The organism is Blastococcus sp. SYSU D00868 (assembly GCF_054050575.1).
In genome coordinates, this window is the sequence record NZ_JBJGZO010000006.1 from 174,744 (window position 1) to 192,190 (window position 17,447).

Annotated in this window: 12 protein-coding genes; 8 read left to right on the top strand and 4 right to left on the bottom strand. The window is 77.9% G+C overall.

All coding sequences use genetic code 11. The features are described 5' to 3' along the window. Positions 1-16: 16 nt before the first annotated feature. Together ACI79F_RS07865 and ACI79F_RS07870 are read left to right on the top strand one after the other, a co-directional pair. On the top strand, positions 17-3,202 hold the full coding sequence (locus tag ACI79F_RS07865) for an ATP-dependent helicase (RefSeq protein ID WP_456544571.1): 3,186 nt from the start codon (positions 17-19) through the stop codon (positions 3,200-3,202). Next, positions 3,199-6,546 (top strand): ATP-dependent helicase, encoded by a 3,348-nt coding sequence (locus tag ACI79F_RS07870; RefSeq protein ID WP_456544570.1) that lies wholly within the window; start codon positions 3,199-3,201, stop codon positions 6,544-6,546. Before ACI79F_RS07865 ends, ACI79F_RS07870 begins: the two co-directional genes overlap by 4 nt. Positions 6,547-6,726: 180 nt before the next feature. Here the strand turns inward: ACI79F_RS07870 and ACI79F_RS07875 are convergent, their stop codons facing one another. Next, the gene (locus ACI79F_RS07875) at positions 6,727-7,563 is read right to left on the bottom strand and encodes an alpha/beta fold hydrolase (RefSeq protein ID WP_456544569.1); all 837 of its coding nucleotides are present in this window, start codon (positions 7,561-7,563) and stop codon (positions 6,727-6,729) included. Positions 7,564-7,777: 214 nt separating this feature from the next. Here ACI79F_RS07875 and ACI79F_RS07880 point away from each other — a divergent pair, with 214 nt between their 5' ends. The 6 genes from ACI79F_RS07880 to nudC all read left to right on the top strand — a co-directional run bounded on the left by ACI79F_RS07880 (position 7,778) and on the right by nudC (position 15,550). After that, the gene (locus ACI79F_RS07880) at positions 7,778-9,190 is read left to right on the top strand and encodes a M20/M25/M40 family metallo-hydrolase (RefSeq protein ID WP_456544568.1); all 1,413 of its coding nucleotides are present in this window, start codon (positions 7,778-7,780) and stop codon (positions 9,188-9,190) included. Further along, positions 9,187-10,803 carry a serine/threonine-protein kinase gene (locus tag ACI79F_RS07885; RefSeq protein WP_456544567.1) on the top strand — a complete coding sequence of 539 codons (1,617 nt, stop codon included), beginning with the start codon at positions 9,187-9,189 and terminating at the stop codon, positions 10,801-10,803. Before ACI79F_RS07880 ends, ACI79F_RS07885 begins: the two co-directional genes overlap by 4 nt. A 17-nt stretch (positions 10,804-10,820) precedes the next feature. Then, positions 10,821-11,714, top strand: coding sequence for a DUF2510 domain-containing protein (locus ACI79F_RS07890; RefSeq protein ID WP_456544566.1), 894 nt, complete (start codon positions 10,821-10,823; stop codon positions 11,712-11,714). Between the two features lie 199 nt (positions 11,715-11,913). Beyond that, on the top strand, positions 11,914-13,224 hold the full coding sequence (locus tag ACI79F_RS07895) for a M16 family metallopeptidase (RefSeq protein ID WP_456544565.1): 1,311 nt from the start codon (positions 11,914-11,916) through the stop codon (positions 13,222-13,224). After that, positions 13,221-14,600 carry a M16 family metallopeptidase gene (locus ACI79F_RS07900; RefSeq protein ID WP_456544564.1) on the top strand — a complete coding sequence of 460 codons (1,380 nt, stop codon included), beginning with the start codon at positions 13,221-13,223 and terminating at the stop codon, positions 14,598-14,600. Before ACI79F_RS07895 ends, ACI79F_RS07900 begins: the two co-directional genes overlap by 4 nt. Then, entirely contained in the window at positions 14,597-15,550 is a 954-nt protein-coding gene (gene nudC, locus ACI79F_RS07905) for an NAD(+) diphosphatase (protein ID WP_456544563.1), read from the top strand. Before ACI79F_RS07900 ends, nudC begins: the two co-directional genes overlap by 4 nt. A 108-nt stretch (positions 15,551-15,658) precedes the next feature. Here the strand turns inward: nudC and ACI79F_RS07910 are convergent, their stop codons facing one another. The 3 genes from ACI79F_RS07910 to ACI79F_RS07920 form a co-directional block, all read right to left on the bottom strand. Further along, complete coding sequence (locus tag ACI79F_RS07910; protein ID WP_456544562.1) at positions 15,659-16,210, bottom strand: uridine kinase; 552 nt, start codon at positions 16,208-16,210, stop codon at positions 15,659-15,661. A 95-nt stretch (positions 16,211-16,305) separates the two neighbouring features. After that, the gene (locus ACI79F_RS07915; RefSeq protein ID WP_456544561.1) at positions 16,306-16,950 is read right to left on the bottom strand and encodes an ANTAR domain-containing protein; all 645 of its coding nucleotides are present in this window, start codon (positions 16,948-16,950) and stop codon (positions 16,306-16,308) included. A 128-nt stretch (positions 16,951-17,078) separates the two neighbouring features. After that, positions 17,079-17,342 carry a mycoredoxin gene (locus ACI79F_RS07920; protein WP_456544560.1) on the bottom strand — a complete coding sequence of 88 codons (264 nt, stop codon included), beginning with the start codon at positions 17,340-17,342 and terminating at the stop codon, positions 17,079-17,081. Between the last annotated feature and the right edge of the window lie 105 nt (positions 17,343-17,447).

Consider the following 17,447-nt stretch of genomic DNA (forward strand, 5'->3'; position numbering starts at 1 on the left):
GTGCTTCCATCGGTGCGTGGCAGTGCGGGGGGACGTCGAGCCGGTCTACCGGCTCGTGCAGGCCGACGCGGCGCCGGCGGTCCGGCCGCGGCTGGACCCGACCCAGCAGGCGGTGGTGGACCACCCGGGCGGCCCGCTGCTCGTGCTCGCCGGCCCGGGCACCGGGAAGACGACGACCATCGTCGAGGCGGTCGCCGCCCGCATCGACCGCGGCGTCGACCCGGAGCAGATCCTGGTCCTGACGTTCAGCCGGAAGGCCGCCGCCGAGCTGCGCACGCGGATCACCGCCCGGGTGGCCCGCACCATCCGCGAGCCGCTGGCGCGCACCTTCCACTCCTACGCCTACGGGGTGCTGCGCCGGGCGGCGCTGCTGCGCGGCGAGGCCCCGCCCCGGCTGCTGACCGCCGCCGAGCAGGACGCGGTCGTCGCCGAGCTGCTCCGCGGCGACCTCGCCGAGGAGGGCGCGGTCCGCTGGCCCGAGGAGCTGACCCCGGCGCTCACCACGGCCGGGTTCCGCACGGAGCTGCGCGACCTGCTGCTGCGCGCGACCGAGCGGGGGGTGGGCCCCGACGTGCTGGCCGCGTGGGGCCGCGAGCTCGGGCACGACGCGTGGGTGCACGCCGCGGCCTTCCAGGAGCAGTACGAGGCGGTCACCGCGTTCTCCACCGCCGGCCGCGGCGACGCCTCCGGCTACGACCCGGCGGAGCTGGTCCGCGCCGCGATCGCCGAGCTGGCGGCCGACCCCGAGCTGCTGCGCCAGGAGCGCGAGCGCGCCCGCTGGCTGTTCGTCGACGAGTACCAGGACACCGACCCCGCCCAGGTGGAGCTGCTCGAGCTGCTCGCCGGCGGCGGCGGGGACCTGGTCGCCGTCGGCGACCCCGACCAGGCCATCTACGCGTTCCGCGGCGCCGAGCCGCGCGGCATCGTCGAGTTCCCCGAGCGCTTCCGGCACGCCGACGGCCGGCCCGCCGCCCGCCTGTCGCTGGGGGTCTGCCGGCGCTCGGGCGCCGAGCTGCTGGCGCTCAGCCGCCGGGTGGCGGAGGGGCTGCCCGGGCCGTGGGAGCACCGGCGGCTGACGCCGGGGGAGCACACCGACCCGGGCACGGCGGAGGTGCACGTCTTCGGGTCGACGTCGGTCGAGGCCGCCTACGTCGCCGACGCCCTGCGCCGCGCGCACCTGCTCGACGGCGTGCCGTGGTCGGAGATGGCCGTGGTGGTGCGGACGGCGCTCGCGCTGGCCCCGCTGCGCCGCGCGCTGACCTCCGCCGGGGTGCCGGTCGCGGTCTCCGCCGACGACCTGCCGCTGCACGCCCAGCCCGCGGTCGCCCCGTTCCTCGGCGCGCTCACCGTGCTGCTGCCCCGGCCGGGGGTCGCCGAGGGCGAGCTGCCGCTGGACGAGCCCGCCGCCGAGGCGCTGCTGGCCTCGCCGCTGGGCGGGGCCACGGTGCTCGACCTGCGCCGGCTGCGCCGCGCGGTGCGCATCGCGCTGGCCCGCCGGGGGGTGGACGCCGCGGAGCGGGGCGTGCCGCTGGCCACGGCGCTGACCGACGAGTTCCTGCTCGCCGAGCTGCCCGAGCACGTGGCGCGCCCCGCTGCCCGGGTCGCCGGCGTGCTGGCCGCCGGCCGGGCCGCCCTGGGCACCGGCGGCACCGCCGAGGACGTGCTGTGGGCCATGTGGCAGCGCAGCGGGCTGGCCGGCCGGTGGGCGCGGGCCAGTGCCGCCGGAGGGGCGGCCGGCGCGGTCGCCGACCGGGACCTCGACGCCGTCGTCGCGCTGTTCGACGCCGCCGCCGGCTTCGTCGACCGGCTGCCCTCGGCCGACGTGCGGGCCTTCGTCGAGCACCTCGCCGCCCAGGAGCTGCCCGGCGACACCGGCGCCGCCCGGGCCGCCACCCCCGAGGCGGTGCGGGTGCTCACCGCGCACGCCAGCAAGGGGCTGGAGTGGGACGTCGTGGTCGTCGCCGGCGTGCAGGAGGGCGTCTGGCCGGACCTGCGCGACCGCGGGTCGCTGCTGGCCACGGAGCTGCTCGTGGAGCGCGCCGCCGGCATCGACGGCGCCGCGGTCGACCGGCGGACCCTGGCGCTGGCCGAGGAGCGGCGGCTGTTCTACGTCGCCTGCACCCGCGCCCGACGCCGGCTGGTCGTCACCGCGGTGGAGGGCGCCCTCGACGGCGCCGACGCCGGCGCGACCGCCTCCCGCTTCCTCGACCTCGTCTCGCCGCCGCCGGAGGACGGCCGGCCGCTGACCCCGCTGCCGCGTTCGCTGACCCTGCCCGCGCTGGTCGCCGAGCTGCGCCGGGCGGTCGCCGACCCGCACACCCCGCCGGCCCGCCGGTCGGCCGCGGCCGCCGTGCTGCGCCGGCTGGCCGACGAGGGCGTCCCCGGCGCCGCGCCGGAGGACTGGTGGGGGCTGGCCCCGCTGTCGGACGACGCGCCCCTGGTGCCCGAGGAGCTGACCGTGCGGGTCCGCCCCTCGGCCATCGAGACCTTCCAGCGCTGCCCGCTGCGCTGGGTGCTCGGCGCGGTCGGCGCGGAGGCCTCGCCGGACGCGACCCGCACCGTCGGCTCGGCCGTGCACGCCGTGGCCCAGCGGGTGGCCGACGGGCTGCCGGCCGCCGAGGCGCGGACCGCGCTGGCCGCCGAGCTCGACCAGCTCGACCTGGGGCCGGGCTGGTCCGACCAGCGGCAGCGGGTCGCCGCGCACGACATGCTCGACCGGTTCCTGCGCTGGCACGCCGCCAACGCCCGGCAGCTGGTCGCCGCCGAGGCGGAGTTCGACGTCGTCCTGGGCCGGGCCCGCATCCGCGGCCAGGTCGACCGGCTGGAGCGCGACGCCGAGGGGCGGCTGGTCGTCGTCGACCTCAAGACCGGCAAGAGCGCGCCGCGGGAGGTCGAGACCCACGGCCAGCTGGCCGCCTACCAGGTGGCGATCGCGGCGGGGGCCTTCGGCGAGCACGGCAGCGAGGCCGGCGGCGCGGCCCTGCTGCAGGTGGGCACCGGTGCCAAGGCCAAGGAGCAGCACCAGCCGCCGCTGCCGCCCGGCGTCCCGGTCGAGCAGACCTGGGCCGGCGAGCTGCTCGCGCAGGTGGGGGAGGGCATGGGCGCGGCGACGTTCGAGGTGCGCACCGGCTCGCACTGCTCCCGCTGCCCCGCCCGCCGCAACTGCCCGCTGCAGGAGCGCGGCCGGCAGGTGACGTCGTGAGGTCCCGCTCGACCGCCGCCGAGGACCAGCTCTCGTTCGACGACCTGTTCGGCGGCGCCGGCGAGCCGGCCCCCGCTCCGCGCCGGGTGCTGACCCCGGCGGAGGTCGCCGCGCGCTGCGGGCTGTCCTACGCGCCCTCCGACGAGCAGGCGCGCGTGGTCGCCGCGCCCGCCGACCGGCCGCTGGTGGTCGTCGCCGGCGCCGGGTCGGGCAAGACCGAGACGATGGCCGCCCGGGTGTCGTGGCTGGTCGCCAACCGGGTGGTCGAGCCCGAGGCGATCCTCGGCCTGACCTTCACCCGCAAGGCCGCCAGCGAGCTCAACGAGCGGATCCGGATGCGGCTGGGCGCCCTGGCCCGGCACCCGGAGACCGAGCCCGAGCTGCGGGACCGCCTGGCGATCGCCATGCCGACCGTCTCCACCTACCACGGGTACGCCGCGTCCCTGGTCTCCGAGCACGGGCTGCGGATCGGCGTGGAGCCCGGCGCCGGCGTGCTCGGCCCGGCCATGTGCTGGGGCCAGGCGGCCACCGTCGTCACCGGCTACACCGGCGACATGGACGACGTGCCGCTCGGGCTCGTCTCCACCGTCGAGGACGTCCTGGCGCTGGCCGCCGAGCTGGGCGAGCACGACGTGACCCCCGCCGCGCTGCGCGCCTGGACGACGAAGCTCGAGCACCAGATCGGCGGCTATCCCGACGCGCCGCGCAAGAAGGGCCCGTACGCGCCGGTGCTGGAGATGCTGACCCGGCAGCGGGCGCGGGTCGCGCTGCTGCCGCTGGTCGAGGCGTTCGAGGCGCGCAAGCGCGCGGCCGGCGCCATCGACTACGCCGACCAGGTCAGCTCCGCCGCCCGCATCGCCGTCGCCGCCCCCGAGGTCGGCCGCCGCGAGCGGGCCCGCTGGCAGGTCGTGCTGCTCGACGAGTACCAGGACACCAGCGTCGGCCAGCTGCGCATGCTCGAGGCGCTGTTCGGCCGGACCACCGGCCACCCGGTGCTCGCCGTCGGCGACCCCCGGCAGTCCATCTACGGCTGGCGGGGCGCCTCGGCCGGCACCATCGAGCGCTTCGCCCGCACGTTCCCCGGCGCCCGCGGCCGGCCGGCGCAGCGGCTCACGCTCGCCACCAGCTGGCGCAACGACGAGTCCGTGCTGGCGATCGCCAACGCCGTCTCCGGGCTGCTGCCGCCCCCGCCGCAGGCGCTGCCCGACCTGGCGCCGGCCCCCACCGCCGGCCGCGGCGCGGTCGGCGTCGGGCTGTACGAGACCGTCGCCGAGGAGAACGCCGCGCTCGCCGACCGGCTCGCCGCCTGCTGGCACGGCACCGACCCGCAGTTCCCGCCCCGGGAGGACGGGCGGCGGCCCACCGTCGCCGTCCTGGTCCGCACCCGCAAGCAGCTGTCCGCCATCGCCGCGGCGCTGCGCGAGCGCGACCTGCCGGTCGAGGTCGTGGGCCTCGGCGGGCTGCTCGAGGTGCCCGAGGTGTCCGACGTCGTCGCCACGCTGACCGTGCTCGTCGACCCGACCGCCGGCGACGCGCTGGGCCGGCTGCTGACCGGCGCCCGGTGGCGGATCGGTCCCCGCGACCTGGCCGCGCTCGAGGCCCGGGCCCGGGCACTGGTGCACGCCCGCCGCCCCGAGCGGCCCACCGCCGGGGGAGCCGGGGCCGCCGGGGAGGCCGCCGCGCCCGAGCCGCCGACCGAGCGGGGCAGCATCGTCGAGGCCCTCGACGACCTGGGCGACGCGTCGGCCTACTCCGCCGCGGCCTGGCGCCGGCTGCGCCGGCTGGGCGCGGAGCTCGACCGACTGCGCGCGCGGATGGGCGACCCGCTGCCCGACCTGGTCGACGAGGTGGCCCGCACGCTGGGCCTGGAGACCGAGCTGGCCAGCGCCCCCGGGGTCAGCCCCGCCGGCGCGCGGGCGCACCTGGACGCGCTGCACTCCGTCGCCGCCGAGTTCACCGAGCTGGCCGAGCTGCCGTCGCTGCCGGCCTTCCTCGGCTACCTGCGCGACGCCGAGGAGCGCGAGCGCGGCCTGGAGCCCGGCGAGGTCGCGGTCAACCCCGAGGCGGTGCAGCTGCTCACCGCGCACTCGGCCAAGGGGCTGGAGTGGGACGTCGTCGCCGTCCCCGGGATGACCGCCGACCAGTTCCCCGCCCGCACCGACAGCAGCGACTCGTGGGTGAAGGACCCGGGCTCGATCCCGGTCGACCTGCGGCTCACCGACCGCGAGGAGCTGCCCCGGCTGCGGTTGCCCGTGCCCGGCTCGGGCGACCAGGCCGTGGTCAAGGCGGCGCTGGAGGACTACGTCGCCGAGTGGAAGGAGTTCGGGCTCGGCGAGGAGATCCGCATCGGCTACGTCGCGGTCACCCGGGCCCGGCACCTGCTGCTGTGCTCGGGCAGCTGGTGGCGCGACGGGGTGAAGCCGTGCGGCCCGTCGGTGCTGCTGGACACCGCGCGCCGCGCCTGCTCCGCCGGCGCCGGGGTCGTCGTCTCCTGGGCCGAGCCGCCGGCCGAGGGGGCGACCAACCCCGCGCTCGAGGAGTGGCCGGTCGGGGTCTGGCCCGCCGACCCGCTGTCCGAGCCGCGCCGCCGCGCGCTGACCGCCGCCGCCGAGCTGGTCGCCGCCTCCGAGCCGCACCCGCTGGACGCCGCCCGGCTGGGCGACGGGGACGAGCTGGTCGACTCCTGGGTGCGCGACGCCGACCTGCTGCTGCGCGAGCGGGCGCGCACCGACCGCCCGCAGGTGGACGTGCCGCTGCCCTCGCACCTGTCGGTGTCGGCGCTGGTCACCCTCCGCCGCGACCCCGCGGAGCTGGCCCGCCGGCTGCGCCGGCCGATGCCCGCCGCGCCCGCGCCGCAGGCCCGCCGGGGCACCGCCTTCCACGCCTGGCTGGAGGAGCGGTTCGGCGCCTCCCGGCTGCTCGACCTCGACGAGCTGCCCGGCTCCGGCGACGAGCTCGCGGTGCCGGACAGTTCCCTGGCCGACCTGCAGGAGGCGTTCCTGGCCAGCGAGTGGGCCGACCGGCAGCCGGTGGAGGTCGAGGTGCCGTTCGAGACGCCGTTGGGCCCGCTGACCCTGCGCGGCCGGATCGACGCGGTCTTCGCCGACGGGGACGGCGGCTTCGAGGTGATCGACTGGAAGACCGGCCCGCCGCCGCGGGGTGCCGAGCTGGCCGCCGCCGGGGTGCAGCTGGCCGCCTACCGGCTGGGCTGGGCCCGGCTGACCGGCGTGCCCGTCGAGCGGGTCAGCGCCGGCTTCCACCACGTCGCGGCGCGGGAGACCGTCCGCCCGGTCGACCTCCTCGACGAGGCCGGCCTGCTCGCCCTGGTCTCCGGGACGGCGTGACGCGCGTCCGGGACGCGCCCGGCCACCGAGCAGCTGCCGCCGCACGGGTTCCAGGGCACCCGGGCGCGCGCACCGCGACCGGCTGACCGACCGGCCGCCCCGCGCCGACGCCCGGGAACGGCGACACCGGTCGGCGTCACCGGCCGGCGTCACCGGCCGGGCGCCGGCCCGGCGGCACGGTCAGCTCGACGCGACGCGGTCCAGGATCGCGCGGGCCAGCGCCTCCGGCGCCTCCTCGGGGATCCAGTGGCTGACCCCGGGCAGCTCCACGAACCGGTAGTCGGCGGTCACGTGCGCGGCGCAGCCCTCCGCGGCGGTCCGGCCGATCGCCGTGTCGCCGTCGCTCCACACGTACGTCGTGGGGACGGCGACGTCGTCCACGGGCGTCGACGAGCTCATCGCCCGGTACCAGTTCAGCGCCGCGGTCAGCGCCCCCGGCGCCGACAGCACCGCCACGTACTCGTCGACGGCCTCCTCGGGCACCGTGCCGCCGAACATCCGGCGCAGCCGGCGGCCGTCGTCCTCCAGCAGCACCTCCTCGGCCTTGCCCGGCTGCCAGAACAGCCGGATGTAGGCCGAGCGCTCCTGCTGCTCCGGGTCGCCGCGCCAGGCCGCGGTGAACGCCGACGGGTGCGGCACCGACACCGCGGTCAGCGACCGCACCCGGTCGCCGTGCCAGGCGGCCAGCGCCCACGCCGCGTTGGCGCCCCAGTCGTGCCCCACCACGTCGGCGACCGGCGCGTCGAGCGCGGTCATCAGGTCGGCGGTGACCTGCGCGAGGTTCGTCATCGCGTAGGCGTCGACCTCGGCCGGGCGGGCGCCGGGGGAGTAGCCGAGCTGGTCGACGGCGTAGGTGCGCAGCCCCGCCGACGTGAGCAGCGGGGTGACCGCGGCCCACGACAGGGAGGTCTCGGGGAAGCCGTGCAGCAGCAGCACCGGCCGCCCGTCCTCGGGGCCGTCGGCCCGGACGTCGAAGGTCAGGTCGCCGACGTCCACGCGTTCCAGGGCTGTGGTCATGGCCGAACGCTAGTGCCGCCGCCACCCCGCGAGGCGTCGGCCCGGGAACGGTCATCCCGGACACCGGGGTGGCCGGTCCCGGGACGACGCCCCCGCACGACGCCCAGGAGGAGTCCTGCACGACGAGCTCGCCGGACCGCGTCCGATGCCGCCGGGTACGGGCCACCGGCGGCGTCCTCGGTCCGCGGGGCCCGACCCCGTTACCGTCGCAGGCGTGACCAGCCCGGAGCGCGCGTTCGTGCACGCGCACCTCGACGACCTCTTCGACGACCTCGACGCGTGGCTGCGCATCCCCTCGATCTCGGCCGACCCGGCGCACGCGCCGGAGGTCGCGCGCAGCGCCGAGTGGCTGGCCGCCGCGCTGCGCCGTACCGGGTTCCCCGTCGTGGAGATCTGGCCGACCCCCGGTGCGCCGGCGGTCTACGCGGAGTGGCCCTCGGCCGACGCCGGCGCCCCGGTCGCGCTGGTCTACGGCCACCACGACGTGCAGCCGGTCGACCCGGTCGAGCTGTGGGCGCACCCGCCGTTCCTGCCCACCCTCGTGGAGGGTGCCGACGGGGAGGAGCTGCACGCCCGCGGCGCGATCGACGACAAGGGCAACGTCGCCTTCCACCTGCTGGGGATCCGCGCGCACCTGGCCGCCACCGGCCGGGACACCCCCGCGGTCACCGTGAAGCTGCTGGTCGAGGGCGAGGAGGAGTCGGGCTCGCCGCACTTCGCCGCCCTGCTGCGGGAGCGGGCCGACCGGCTGGCCTGCGACGTCGTCGTCGTCAGCGACACCGGCATGGTCGCCCCGGACGTGCCCAGCGCCGTCGTCGGCATGCGCGGCCTGGCCGACGCCGAGATCACCCTCCGAGGGCCGGCCGTGGACCTGCACTCGGGCTCCTTCGGCGGCGGCGTCCCCAACCCGCTGCACGCGATGGCCGAGCTGATCGCCGCGCTGCACGACGAGCAGGGCCGGGTCACGCTGCCCGGCTTCTACGACGCCGTCCGGCCGCTGTCCGACCGCGAGCGCGAGCTCATGGCCCGGGTGCCGTTCGACGAGCAGGCGTGGCTGGCCGGCCCCGCCGCCTCCCGCGCGACCGCCGGCGAGGCCGGCTACAGCACCCTGGAACGGATCGGCGCCCGCCCGACCGCCGAGGTCAACGGCATGTGGGGCGGCTACACCGGCCCCGGGCACAAGACGATCATCCCGGCCGAGGCGCACGCCAAGCTGACCTTCCGGCTGGTCGCCGACCAGCGCCCCGAGGACGTCGCCGCGCAGGTCCGCGCCTGGGTCGAGCAGCACCTGCCCGCGGGCATCGAGGCCGAGGTGCACACCCCGCCCGGCGGCGTGTCGCCGTGTGCCAGCGACCTCGACTCCCCGGCGATGAGCGCGCTGCTGGCCGCCATCGCGCAGGCCTTCGACACCGACCCCGGGTCGGTGCTGTTCACCCGCGAGGGCGGCAGCGGCCCCGAGGCCGACCTGGTCGACGTCCTCGGCGCGCCGCTGCTGTTCCTCGGCGCCGGCCTGCCGACCGACCGCATCCACTCGCCGAACGAGCGGGTGCTGCTGCCGATGCTGTACCGGGGCGCCGAGGCCGCGGCGCACCTGTGGCGGGAGCTCGCCGCGGCCGCCCGCCGGTGAGCGAGGGGCAGGAGGGCTGGACCTTCGGCCCGTACCGCGTCCTCGGCGTCCTCGGCCACGGCGGCATGGGCCAGGTGCTGCGCGCCCACGACGCCGAGCACCAGCGGGACGTCGCCCTCAAGCTCCTGCCCGCGCAGTGGGCCGCCGACGAGCACTACCGCGAGCGGTTCCGCCGGGAGGCGCGGATCGCGGCGCGGCTCAACGAGCCGCACGTCGTCCCCATCCACCGGTACGGCGAGATCGACGGGCAGCTCTTCCTGGACATGCGGCTGGTCGAGGGGGAGGACCTCGGCTCGCTGCTGGCCCGCTCCGGCCCGCTGGCGCCGGCCCGCGCGGTCGACGTGGTCGGCCAGGTGGCCCGCGCCCTCGACGCCGCGCACGCCGGCGGGCTGGTGCACCGCGACGTCAAGCCGTCCAACGTGCTGCTCGTCGGCCGCGCGGACGGCGGTGACCTGGCCGCCTCCGCGCCCGGCGAGGACTTCGCCTACCTCGCCGACTTCGGCATCGCCCGGGTCGCCGACGGCGACGGCACCGGGCCCGGCCTGACCGGCACCGGGCTGGCCGTCGGCAGCACCGACTACATGGCGCCCGAGCGGTTCACCGGCGACGCGCTCGACGGCCGGGCCGACGTGTACTCGCTGGCCTGCGTGCTGTTCGAACTGCTCACCGGCCGCCGCCCCTTCACCCCGGGCGACCCGATGGGGCTGATGTACGCGCACCTGCACGAGGAGCCGCCCGCGCCCTCGGCGGTCCGCCCGGGGCTGCCGCCGGCGCTGGACACCGTCGTCCTGCGCGGCCTGGCCAAGGACCGCGACCGGCGCTGGGCGACCGCCGGTCGGATGGCCGCCGCGGCCCGCGAGGCGCTGGCCGACAGCGGGGTGCCGGTCCCGCGGCCGGACGGCAGGCGGACCGCCGTCGCCCCGCTGCCCGGGGACGGCGACCGCCCGGCGACCCGGCGGCAGTCCCTCGCCGGCGCCGGGCCCACGGTGGTGGGCGGCGTCGCGCCGGCGACACGCGGCCCGCGGCGGCGCGGCGCGCGGCGGCGCAGCCCGCTGCCGTGGGTGCTGGTCGGGCTGCTCACGGCGGCCGCGGTCGCCCTCGCCGTCCTCGTCGTCGTCCTCGACCGGCGGTCCGACGCGACCGGCGACGACCTGACCGCCACCGCCGACCGGCTGCTGGGCCTCGCGCTGCCCGGCGACGTGACCACCGATGAGTGCACCGCCGGGGAGCCCGGGGACGGCGAGCTGCGCCTGCTCTCCTGCCCCGACGGCTCGCCGGACGCGGCGCTGCCGGAGGGCACCTACACGCTGTACGCGGACGACGGCGCCGCGGCCGCGCTGGAGGACGTGGCCGCCGGGCTCCCCGAGCTCGGGCTGGTCAGCGACTGCGGGGACACCGACAGCCCCGAGGGCCGCTACGCCGTCACCGACGTCGAGGACGTCGACCACGGCACGGTGGCGTGCTTCGTGGACGAGGCGACCAACGACGCGGTGCTCGTCTGGGCCTGGGACGACCTCGGCGTGCTGGGGGAGGTCCGGGTCCGGGACGGCGGGGTGGACGGCGTCGACGAGCTGGCGACCTGGTGGGGAGGCGCCGCCGACCGGGGCATCTGACGCCCTACCCTGACGGCGTGACCGGACCCGGCGAGCCCTCCGCGCCCGCGGGCTGGTACCCCGACCCCGACGGCGCGCCCGGCATGGTGCGCTGGTGGAACGGCCTGAGCTGGTCCGACGTCACCACGCCGGCCGGCCCCGGGGTCGCGGTGCAGGCCGCCCCGACGCTCGCTCCCGCCCGGCCGCCGGTCCCCGCCGAGCCGGCCTGGCGCCCGCAGGGCGGCACGCGACCGCCCCGCCGCGGCGGCCTGGCGTGGGGGCTCGGCCTCGGCGCGCTCGCGCTGGTGCTCGTCGTCGTCCTGGCGCTGCTGGTCGGCCGCGGGGACGGCGGAGGCACCGGGCAGGCCGTGGCGACCGACGACCCCGCGGGCCCGAGCGGCAACGCGTTCCCGCCCGGCACCGTGCGGATCATCGACGAGGCCGCCGGCATCGCCTATCCCTACCTCGGCGACGGCTGGTACGAGTACGACCTGTTCCCGATGACCGAGACCACCGAGACCGCCGGCCAGTACTTCGTCACCCAGGAACTCGTCCCCTCCGGCGGCGACTTCATCGCCCAGTGCACCTCCGGCCCGCTCTCCCCGGAGTTCGGCTACGCCGGGCCGGGCAGCCTGGGCGTCACCCTGCAGCAGGTCGTGGACAGCGCGCGGGTGAACTACTATCCGGCGCCCAACGAGCAGGAGGTCCGGCGCGACGAGGAGCTCACCGTCGACGGCGCCCCCGCCCACCTCATCGAGTTCCAGCTCAGCTGGGACGTCGAGGGCTACGAGGCCACCGGGGAGCGCGCGGCGCTGCTCCTGATCGACGTCGGCCGCGCCCAGCCGGCCCTGCTGTACCTGTCGATCCCCAACACCCACGCCGAGCTCTACGGCGTCATCGACCAGGTCATCGCGTCAGTGGATGTGTTGTGAGGTCCTGACGAGTCGCGGTCGTCGCCGATGGGGCACGGCACGGGTCTCTCGCAGCTCGAGGGGCGCGGAGCCGGGGTGGCGCGGTCGCGGGGGCCCGGAGGGCAGCCCGACCGGGACACGGGCAGCGGCTCCGCGGCACCGGGGGGCGGCACCTGGCCGCGGTGCGGTCCGGAGGACCGCAGAGGCATAGGGTCGGGGCGTGACAGCAGCTGGGGCCGACCTGACCATCCGGCACCCGGTGGAGCGCTTCCGCCTCGACAACGGCCTGCGGGTCGTCCTGGCGCCCGACCGCAGCGTGCCGGTCGTGGCCGTGACCGTCTTCTACGACGTCGGGATGCGCAACGAGCCCGAGGGCCGCACCGGATTCGCCCACCTCTTCGAGCACCTGATGTTCCAGGGGTCCGCGCACGTCCCGAAGATGGAGCACGCCCGGCTGGTCCAGGCCGCCGGCGGCACCTTCAACGGGTCGACGCACCAGGACTACACCAACTACTACGAGGCGCTGCCCTCCGAGGCGCTGGAGCGGGCGCTGTTCCTCGAGGCCGACCGGATGGCCTCCCCGGCGATCACCGCGGAGAACCTCCGCAACCAGATCGACGTGGTCAAGGAGGAGATCCGGGTCAACGTGCTCAACCGGCCCTACGGCGCCTTCCCCTGGCTGCAGCTGCCGCCGGTCGCGTTCGAGAGCTTCGCCAACACCCACGACGGCTACGGGTCGTTCGTCGACCTGGAGTCCTCCACGGTCGAGGACGCCGCGGACTTCTTCGACAAGTACTACGCGCCGGGCAACGCCGTCCTGTGCGTCGGCGGCGACCTCGACGTGGCCGAGACCGAGCGGCTGGTGCAGCGCTGGTTCGGCGCCGTCCAGGCCCGCGACGTGCCCCCGACCGCGCACACCGGGGAGCCGTCGCCGACCACGGTCCGCTCCGCGGTGGTCGAGGACCGGCTGGCGCCGGCCCCCGCCGTCGCCCTGGGCTGGCGGGTGCCCGACCCCGTCGGCGACCTCGACACCTACCTCGGGACCGTGCTGCTGGCCGAGCTGCTCAGCGAGGGCGACGCCTCCCGGCTGGAGCGCCGGCTGGTGCACGACGACCAGCTCGCCGTGGCCCAGAGCAGCTACGTCGGGCTGTTCGGCGACCCCTTCGACGTCCGCGACGCCACGCTGCTGACGACCCAGGTGCACCACCCGGCCGCCGTCCCGGTGGACGCCGTCGTCGCCGCCGTGCACGACGAGATCGGCCGGGTGGCCGCGCAGGGCGTCGAGCCCGAGGAGCTGGCCCGGGTGCAGGCCCGCGCCGAGGCGCAGCTGCTGCGCCAGGCCGACAGCGTGCTGGGCCGCACCCTCGGCTTCGCCGCGGCCGAGCTGGTGCACGGCCGCGCCGAGCTGGCCGGTGAGCTCGCGGCCCGCCTCGCCGCGGTCGGCCCCGAGCAGGTGCAGGCCGCCGCGAAGGGCCTCGATCCCGGCACCGTCGCGGTCCTGGAGCTGCAGGCCACGGGAGGACGGCGATGACCGCCTCGGTGCTCGACCTGGCCCTCGTCCCGCCGCTGGGGGAGCCCCGCCCGCAGCCCGAGCTCGCGGTCACCGAGCAGACGCTGCCCAACGGCCTGCGCGTCGTCGTCGTGCCGCGGCCCGGCGTGCCGCTGGTCGAGCTGCGGCTGCGCGTGCCCTTCGCCGCCGGCACCTCCCGCGCCGCCGCCCAGCACGCCGCCCGGGCCTCGGTGCTCTCCGGCGCCGTACTGCTCGGGACCGAGCGGCACGACCAGACCGAGATCGCCCAGCTGGTGCAGACCCACGGCGGCGAGCTGTCGGTGTCCACCGACCCCGACCGGGTGCTGTTCTCCACCACGCTGCTCACCGAGGGGCTGGCGCCGGTCCTCGGCGTCCTGGCCGAGCTGCTGACCTCGGCCACCTACCCCAACGGGCAGGTGGAGGCCGAGCGCGCGCGGGTGGCCGAGCGGATCGCCATCGCCCGCTCGCAGCCCGGCGTCATCGCCCGCACGGCGCTGGCCGAGCGGCGCTACGGCGCGCATCCCTACGCGCTGCAGCTGCCCGCCCCCGAGCTGGTGGCGCTGGTCCGCGCCACGGCGCTGCGCAAGCTGCACCGCGAGCGGGTGGTCCCCGCCGGCAGCACGCTGGTGCTCGTCGGCGACCTGGAGCCCGCCGCCGCCATCGACGCCGCCGCCGGCGCGCTGGCCGGCTGGACCGGCGAGGGCAGCGCGGTGACCGCCCCCGCCGTCACCGAGCAGCGGCACGGCGCCCTGCAGGTGGTCGACCGGCCCGGCGCCGTGCAGTCCAACGTCCGCCTCGGCGGCACGGCGCCGCGCCGCACCGACCCCGACCTGCCCGCCGTCCGGCTGGCCAACATGGTCTTCGGCGGGTACTTCTCCTCGCGCCTGGTGGAGAACATCCGCGAGCGGCGCGGCTACACCTACAGCCCGCGCAGCTCCGTGGACCACCTCGCCGCCGCGTCGTCGTTCCTCGTCGAGGCCGACGTCGCCACCGAGGTCACCGGCCCGGCGTTCCTCGAGACCGTCTACGAGCTCGGCCGGATGGCGCTGCTGCCCGTGACCGAGGCCGAGCTGGACGGCGCCCGCCGGTACGTGCTCGGCAGCATGGCGCTGTCCACCGCCACCCAGGCCGGCCTGGCCAGCACCGTCTCGGCGCTGCTGGGCGCGGGGCTGGCCCCCGAGTGGCTGGCCGACCACCAGCGCGCCCTGGCCGCCGTCACCGTCGAGGAGGTGCGCGAGGCCGCCCGCCGGTACCTGGCGCCCGACGCCCTCACCGCGGTCGTCGTCGGCGACGCGGGCCAGATCGCCGAGCCGCTGCGCGCCCTGGGCGCCGTTGAGGTCACCGCGGCGGCGGAGCAGGCGGCGGACGAGGCATGAGCGTCCCCGCGGGCGGCAGCGGCCCGGCGGACAACCCGCCGCCGGACGCCTGGGGGGACGACACCCGGTCGACCACCGGGTTCGTCCCCGTCCTCTCCCGGTCCGCGCACGACCGCGCCCACCTGTCCCGGGCGCTGGCCGACCCCGCGGGCGGCCGCCCGGTCCGGGTGCTCACCGTGGACCCGCGCGGCGCCGTCCCGGTGCACCGCAACGCCGCCGGTCCCCGGCTGGTGTGGGACGAGCAGCCGGCCCTGCCGCCGGGCGCGGTCTACCTCGGCGAGGCCGGTGGCGTGCCCTACGCCGCCGTCCGCGGCGAGCGGGGACAGGCGGGGGACGGCCGGGACGTCGACGGCTGGCACGACCTGCGCGAGCTCGGCGCCGACCTCGACGACCTCGACGCCGGGCTGCTCGCCCAGGCCATCGGCATCCTCGAGTGGCACGCGCGCGCCCGGTTCAGCCCGCTGTCGGGCGCGCCGACGACCGTGGAGAAGGCCGGCTGGGTGCAGCGGGACCCGGTCACCGGCGCGGAGCTGTTCCCGCGCACCGACCCCGCGGTGATCATGCTCGTGCACGACGGCGGCGACCGCTGCGTGCTCGGCCGCCAGGCGGTCTGGCCGCCGGGCCGGTTCTCGATCCTCGCCGGCTTCGTCGAGCCGGGGGAGTCGGCCGAGGGCGCCGTGGCGCGCGAGGTCTTCGAGGAGGTCGGCGTGCAGGTGACCGACGTCCGCTACGTCGCCAGCCAGCCCTGGCCGTTCCCGCAGTCGCTGATGCTGGGCTTCGTCGCCCGCGTCGACGGCGACCCGACCCTGCGGCTCGACCCGACCGAGATCGAGGAGGCCCGCTGGTTCACCCGCGACGAGCTGCGCTCGGGGGAGGGCCCGCGCGCGCTCCCGCCGCCGGTGTCGATCGCGCGGAACATCATCGACCGCTGGGTGGCCGGCGAGATCTAGCCGGCGCCGCCGTCCTCCCTCACCGCAGCGCGTCCTCCCCCACCGTCCACCGTGAGGGAGGACGCTCCACGATCAGGTCCCCTGATCGTGGCCGGGCCGGGCCGGGCGCTAGGCGAACCGGCCCTGCAGCACCAGGGCGGGGTGGTCGGGGGAGTCGGCCAGCACCACCGCGTCGGCCAGCGCCGCCGGGTCGACCTCGTCGTCGTAGCGGTCGAACGCCGGCAGCTGCCACGCGTCCTCCGCCGGCGTCCGCCGCCGCCGGGCCGCCGGGGCCACCCGCAGGTGGACGACGGCGTCGAAGGCCAGGCCCAGCCCCTGCAGCAGCGCGCCCGCGACGAGCACCACCCCGCCGGGGGGCAGCGGCCGGCGCGGCGCCCGGGCCGCCCGGTCGCGCTCGAGGTCCCACAGCACCGGCAGGTACTCGCCGCTGCCGCCGGGCCCGAGCGGGTCGAGCACCTCGCGGGCCAGCGCGCCGGTGTCCAGCCAGTCGGTGTACCGGGCGTCGGGGTCGGTGCGGCCGTGCTCCAGCCGCAGGGACGCCGGCCGGTAGAAGCCCGGCGCCGGGACGACGACCGCGGGCCGGCCCAGCACGGGCAGCCGCTCGGCCACGGCGCCGGCCAGCGCGGCGGGCGCGGCGACGTCGGGGCCGTCGACGGCCACCCGCAGCGCGGTGGCCCCGGGCTCCGGCGGCAGCCCGGCCAGCAGCTCGGCCAGCCGGGCGGCGAGCCCCTCGGGGGTGAGCGGTTCGGGGCCGGTCAGGAGCGGCCATCCGCCGCGACGACGGCGCCCGAGCGGGTGCGGGTCCGTCGCGCGCCGGGCACCCGCGGGGCCGGCGGCTGCGGCGCCCCGGCGCCGCCTTGGGCCTCGGCGGGCGTCGCGGGCGTCGCGTGCCCGGTGGTCAGCGGGACGGCCGGGTGCTCGTCGAGCTCGGCCAGCACGGCGCGGGCGAGCTCGTGCACCGGCCGGCCGCTGCTGCGGGCCTGCCCGCGCAGCAGCTCGAACGCCGAGCGCGGGCTGGTGCGGTGCCGCTCGGCGAGGACGCCGATCGCCCGCTCCGTGGCCACCCGGGCGGCCAGGGCGTGCTCGAGCTGGGCGACGGTGCGCTCCAGGGCGGCCAGCCGCGCGTCGCGCGGGTCGGCCTCGGGCGCCGGGTCGGCCGCCGCCGGGCCGCGGGCGGCGCGCCGGGCGGTGCGGTCGGGCTCGGGCGCCGCGCCGGCGGCCTCGGCGAGCAGGTCGGCCAGGGAGAGCCCCTCGAGGAGGTCGCCGACGTCGGAGGCGGCCCCGGCGGCGACCACCGACCACCCGCGCGCGGTGCGCGCGACCATGACCGGGGGGACGGGAGCTGCCTCGCCGTCCGGGCAGCCGGGCGCAGGACCGGCGTGCTCGGGGCGGTTGCTCACGTGACGACCTCCGACGCGGACCGGGGGCGGACCGGGCGCGGGACCGCCCGTCGCGGTCCGCTCGGACGTCGATGATGCACCGTCCCCGGGTGCGCTCGGGGCACCCCCCCGGCGCGGCACGGGCGGTGTCAGGCGCCGGGCAGCTGCGCGAGCTGGGCCTTGACCTGGTCGAGGCTGGGGTTGGTGAGCGCCACGCCGTCGGCGAAGACGAGGGTCGGGACGGTCCGGTTGCCACCGTTGGCGGCCATCACGACGTCGGCCGCGCCCTCGGTCACCTCGATGTCGACCTCGGCGAACTCGATGCCCTCGCGCTGCATGAGCTTCTTGAGCCGGTTGCAGTAGCCGCACCAGGTGGTGGTGTACATGGTCACGGCGGCGGTGGCGGCGCTCATACGGGCGGTCCTCCCAGGGGCGGTCGGTCGGGGCTGTCGATGCGGGACCGCGCGGTCCCGTCGTCCTCCCCGCCAACACCGGCGGGGTGTGGATGCTTCCCCGGT

What these genes read in the sequence shown, in the direction of transcription:
- ACI79F_RS07875 (WP_456544569.1), bottom strand. Translation starts at nt 7,563, where the DNA reads ATGACCACAGCCCTGGAACGCGTGGACGTCGGCGACCTGACCTTCGAC.
- ACI79F_RS07900 (WP_456544564.1), top strand. Translation starts at nt 13,221, where the DNA reads ATGACCGCCTCGGTGCTCGACCTGGCCCTCGTCCCGCCGCTGGGGGAG.
- nudC (WP_456544563.1), top strand. Translation starts at nt 14,597, where the DNA reads ATGAGCGTCCCCGCGGGCGGCAGCGGCCCGGCGGACAACCCGCCGCCG.
- ACI79F_RS07920 (WP_456544560.1), bottom strand. Translation starts at nt 17,342, where the DNA reads ATGAGCGCCGCCACCGCCGCCGTGACCATGTACACCACCACCTGGTGC.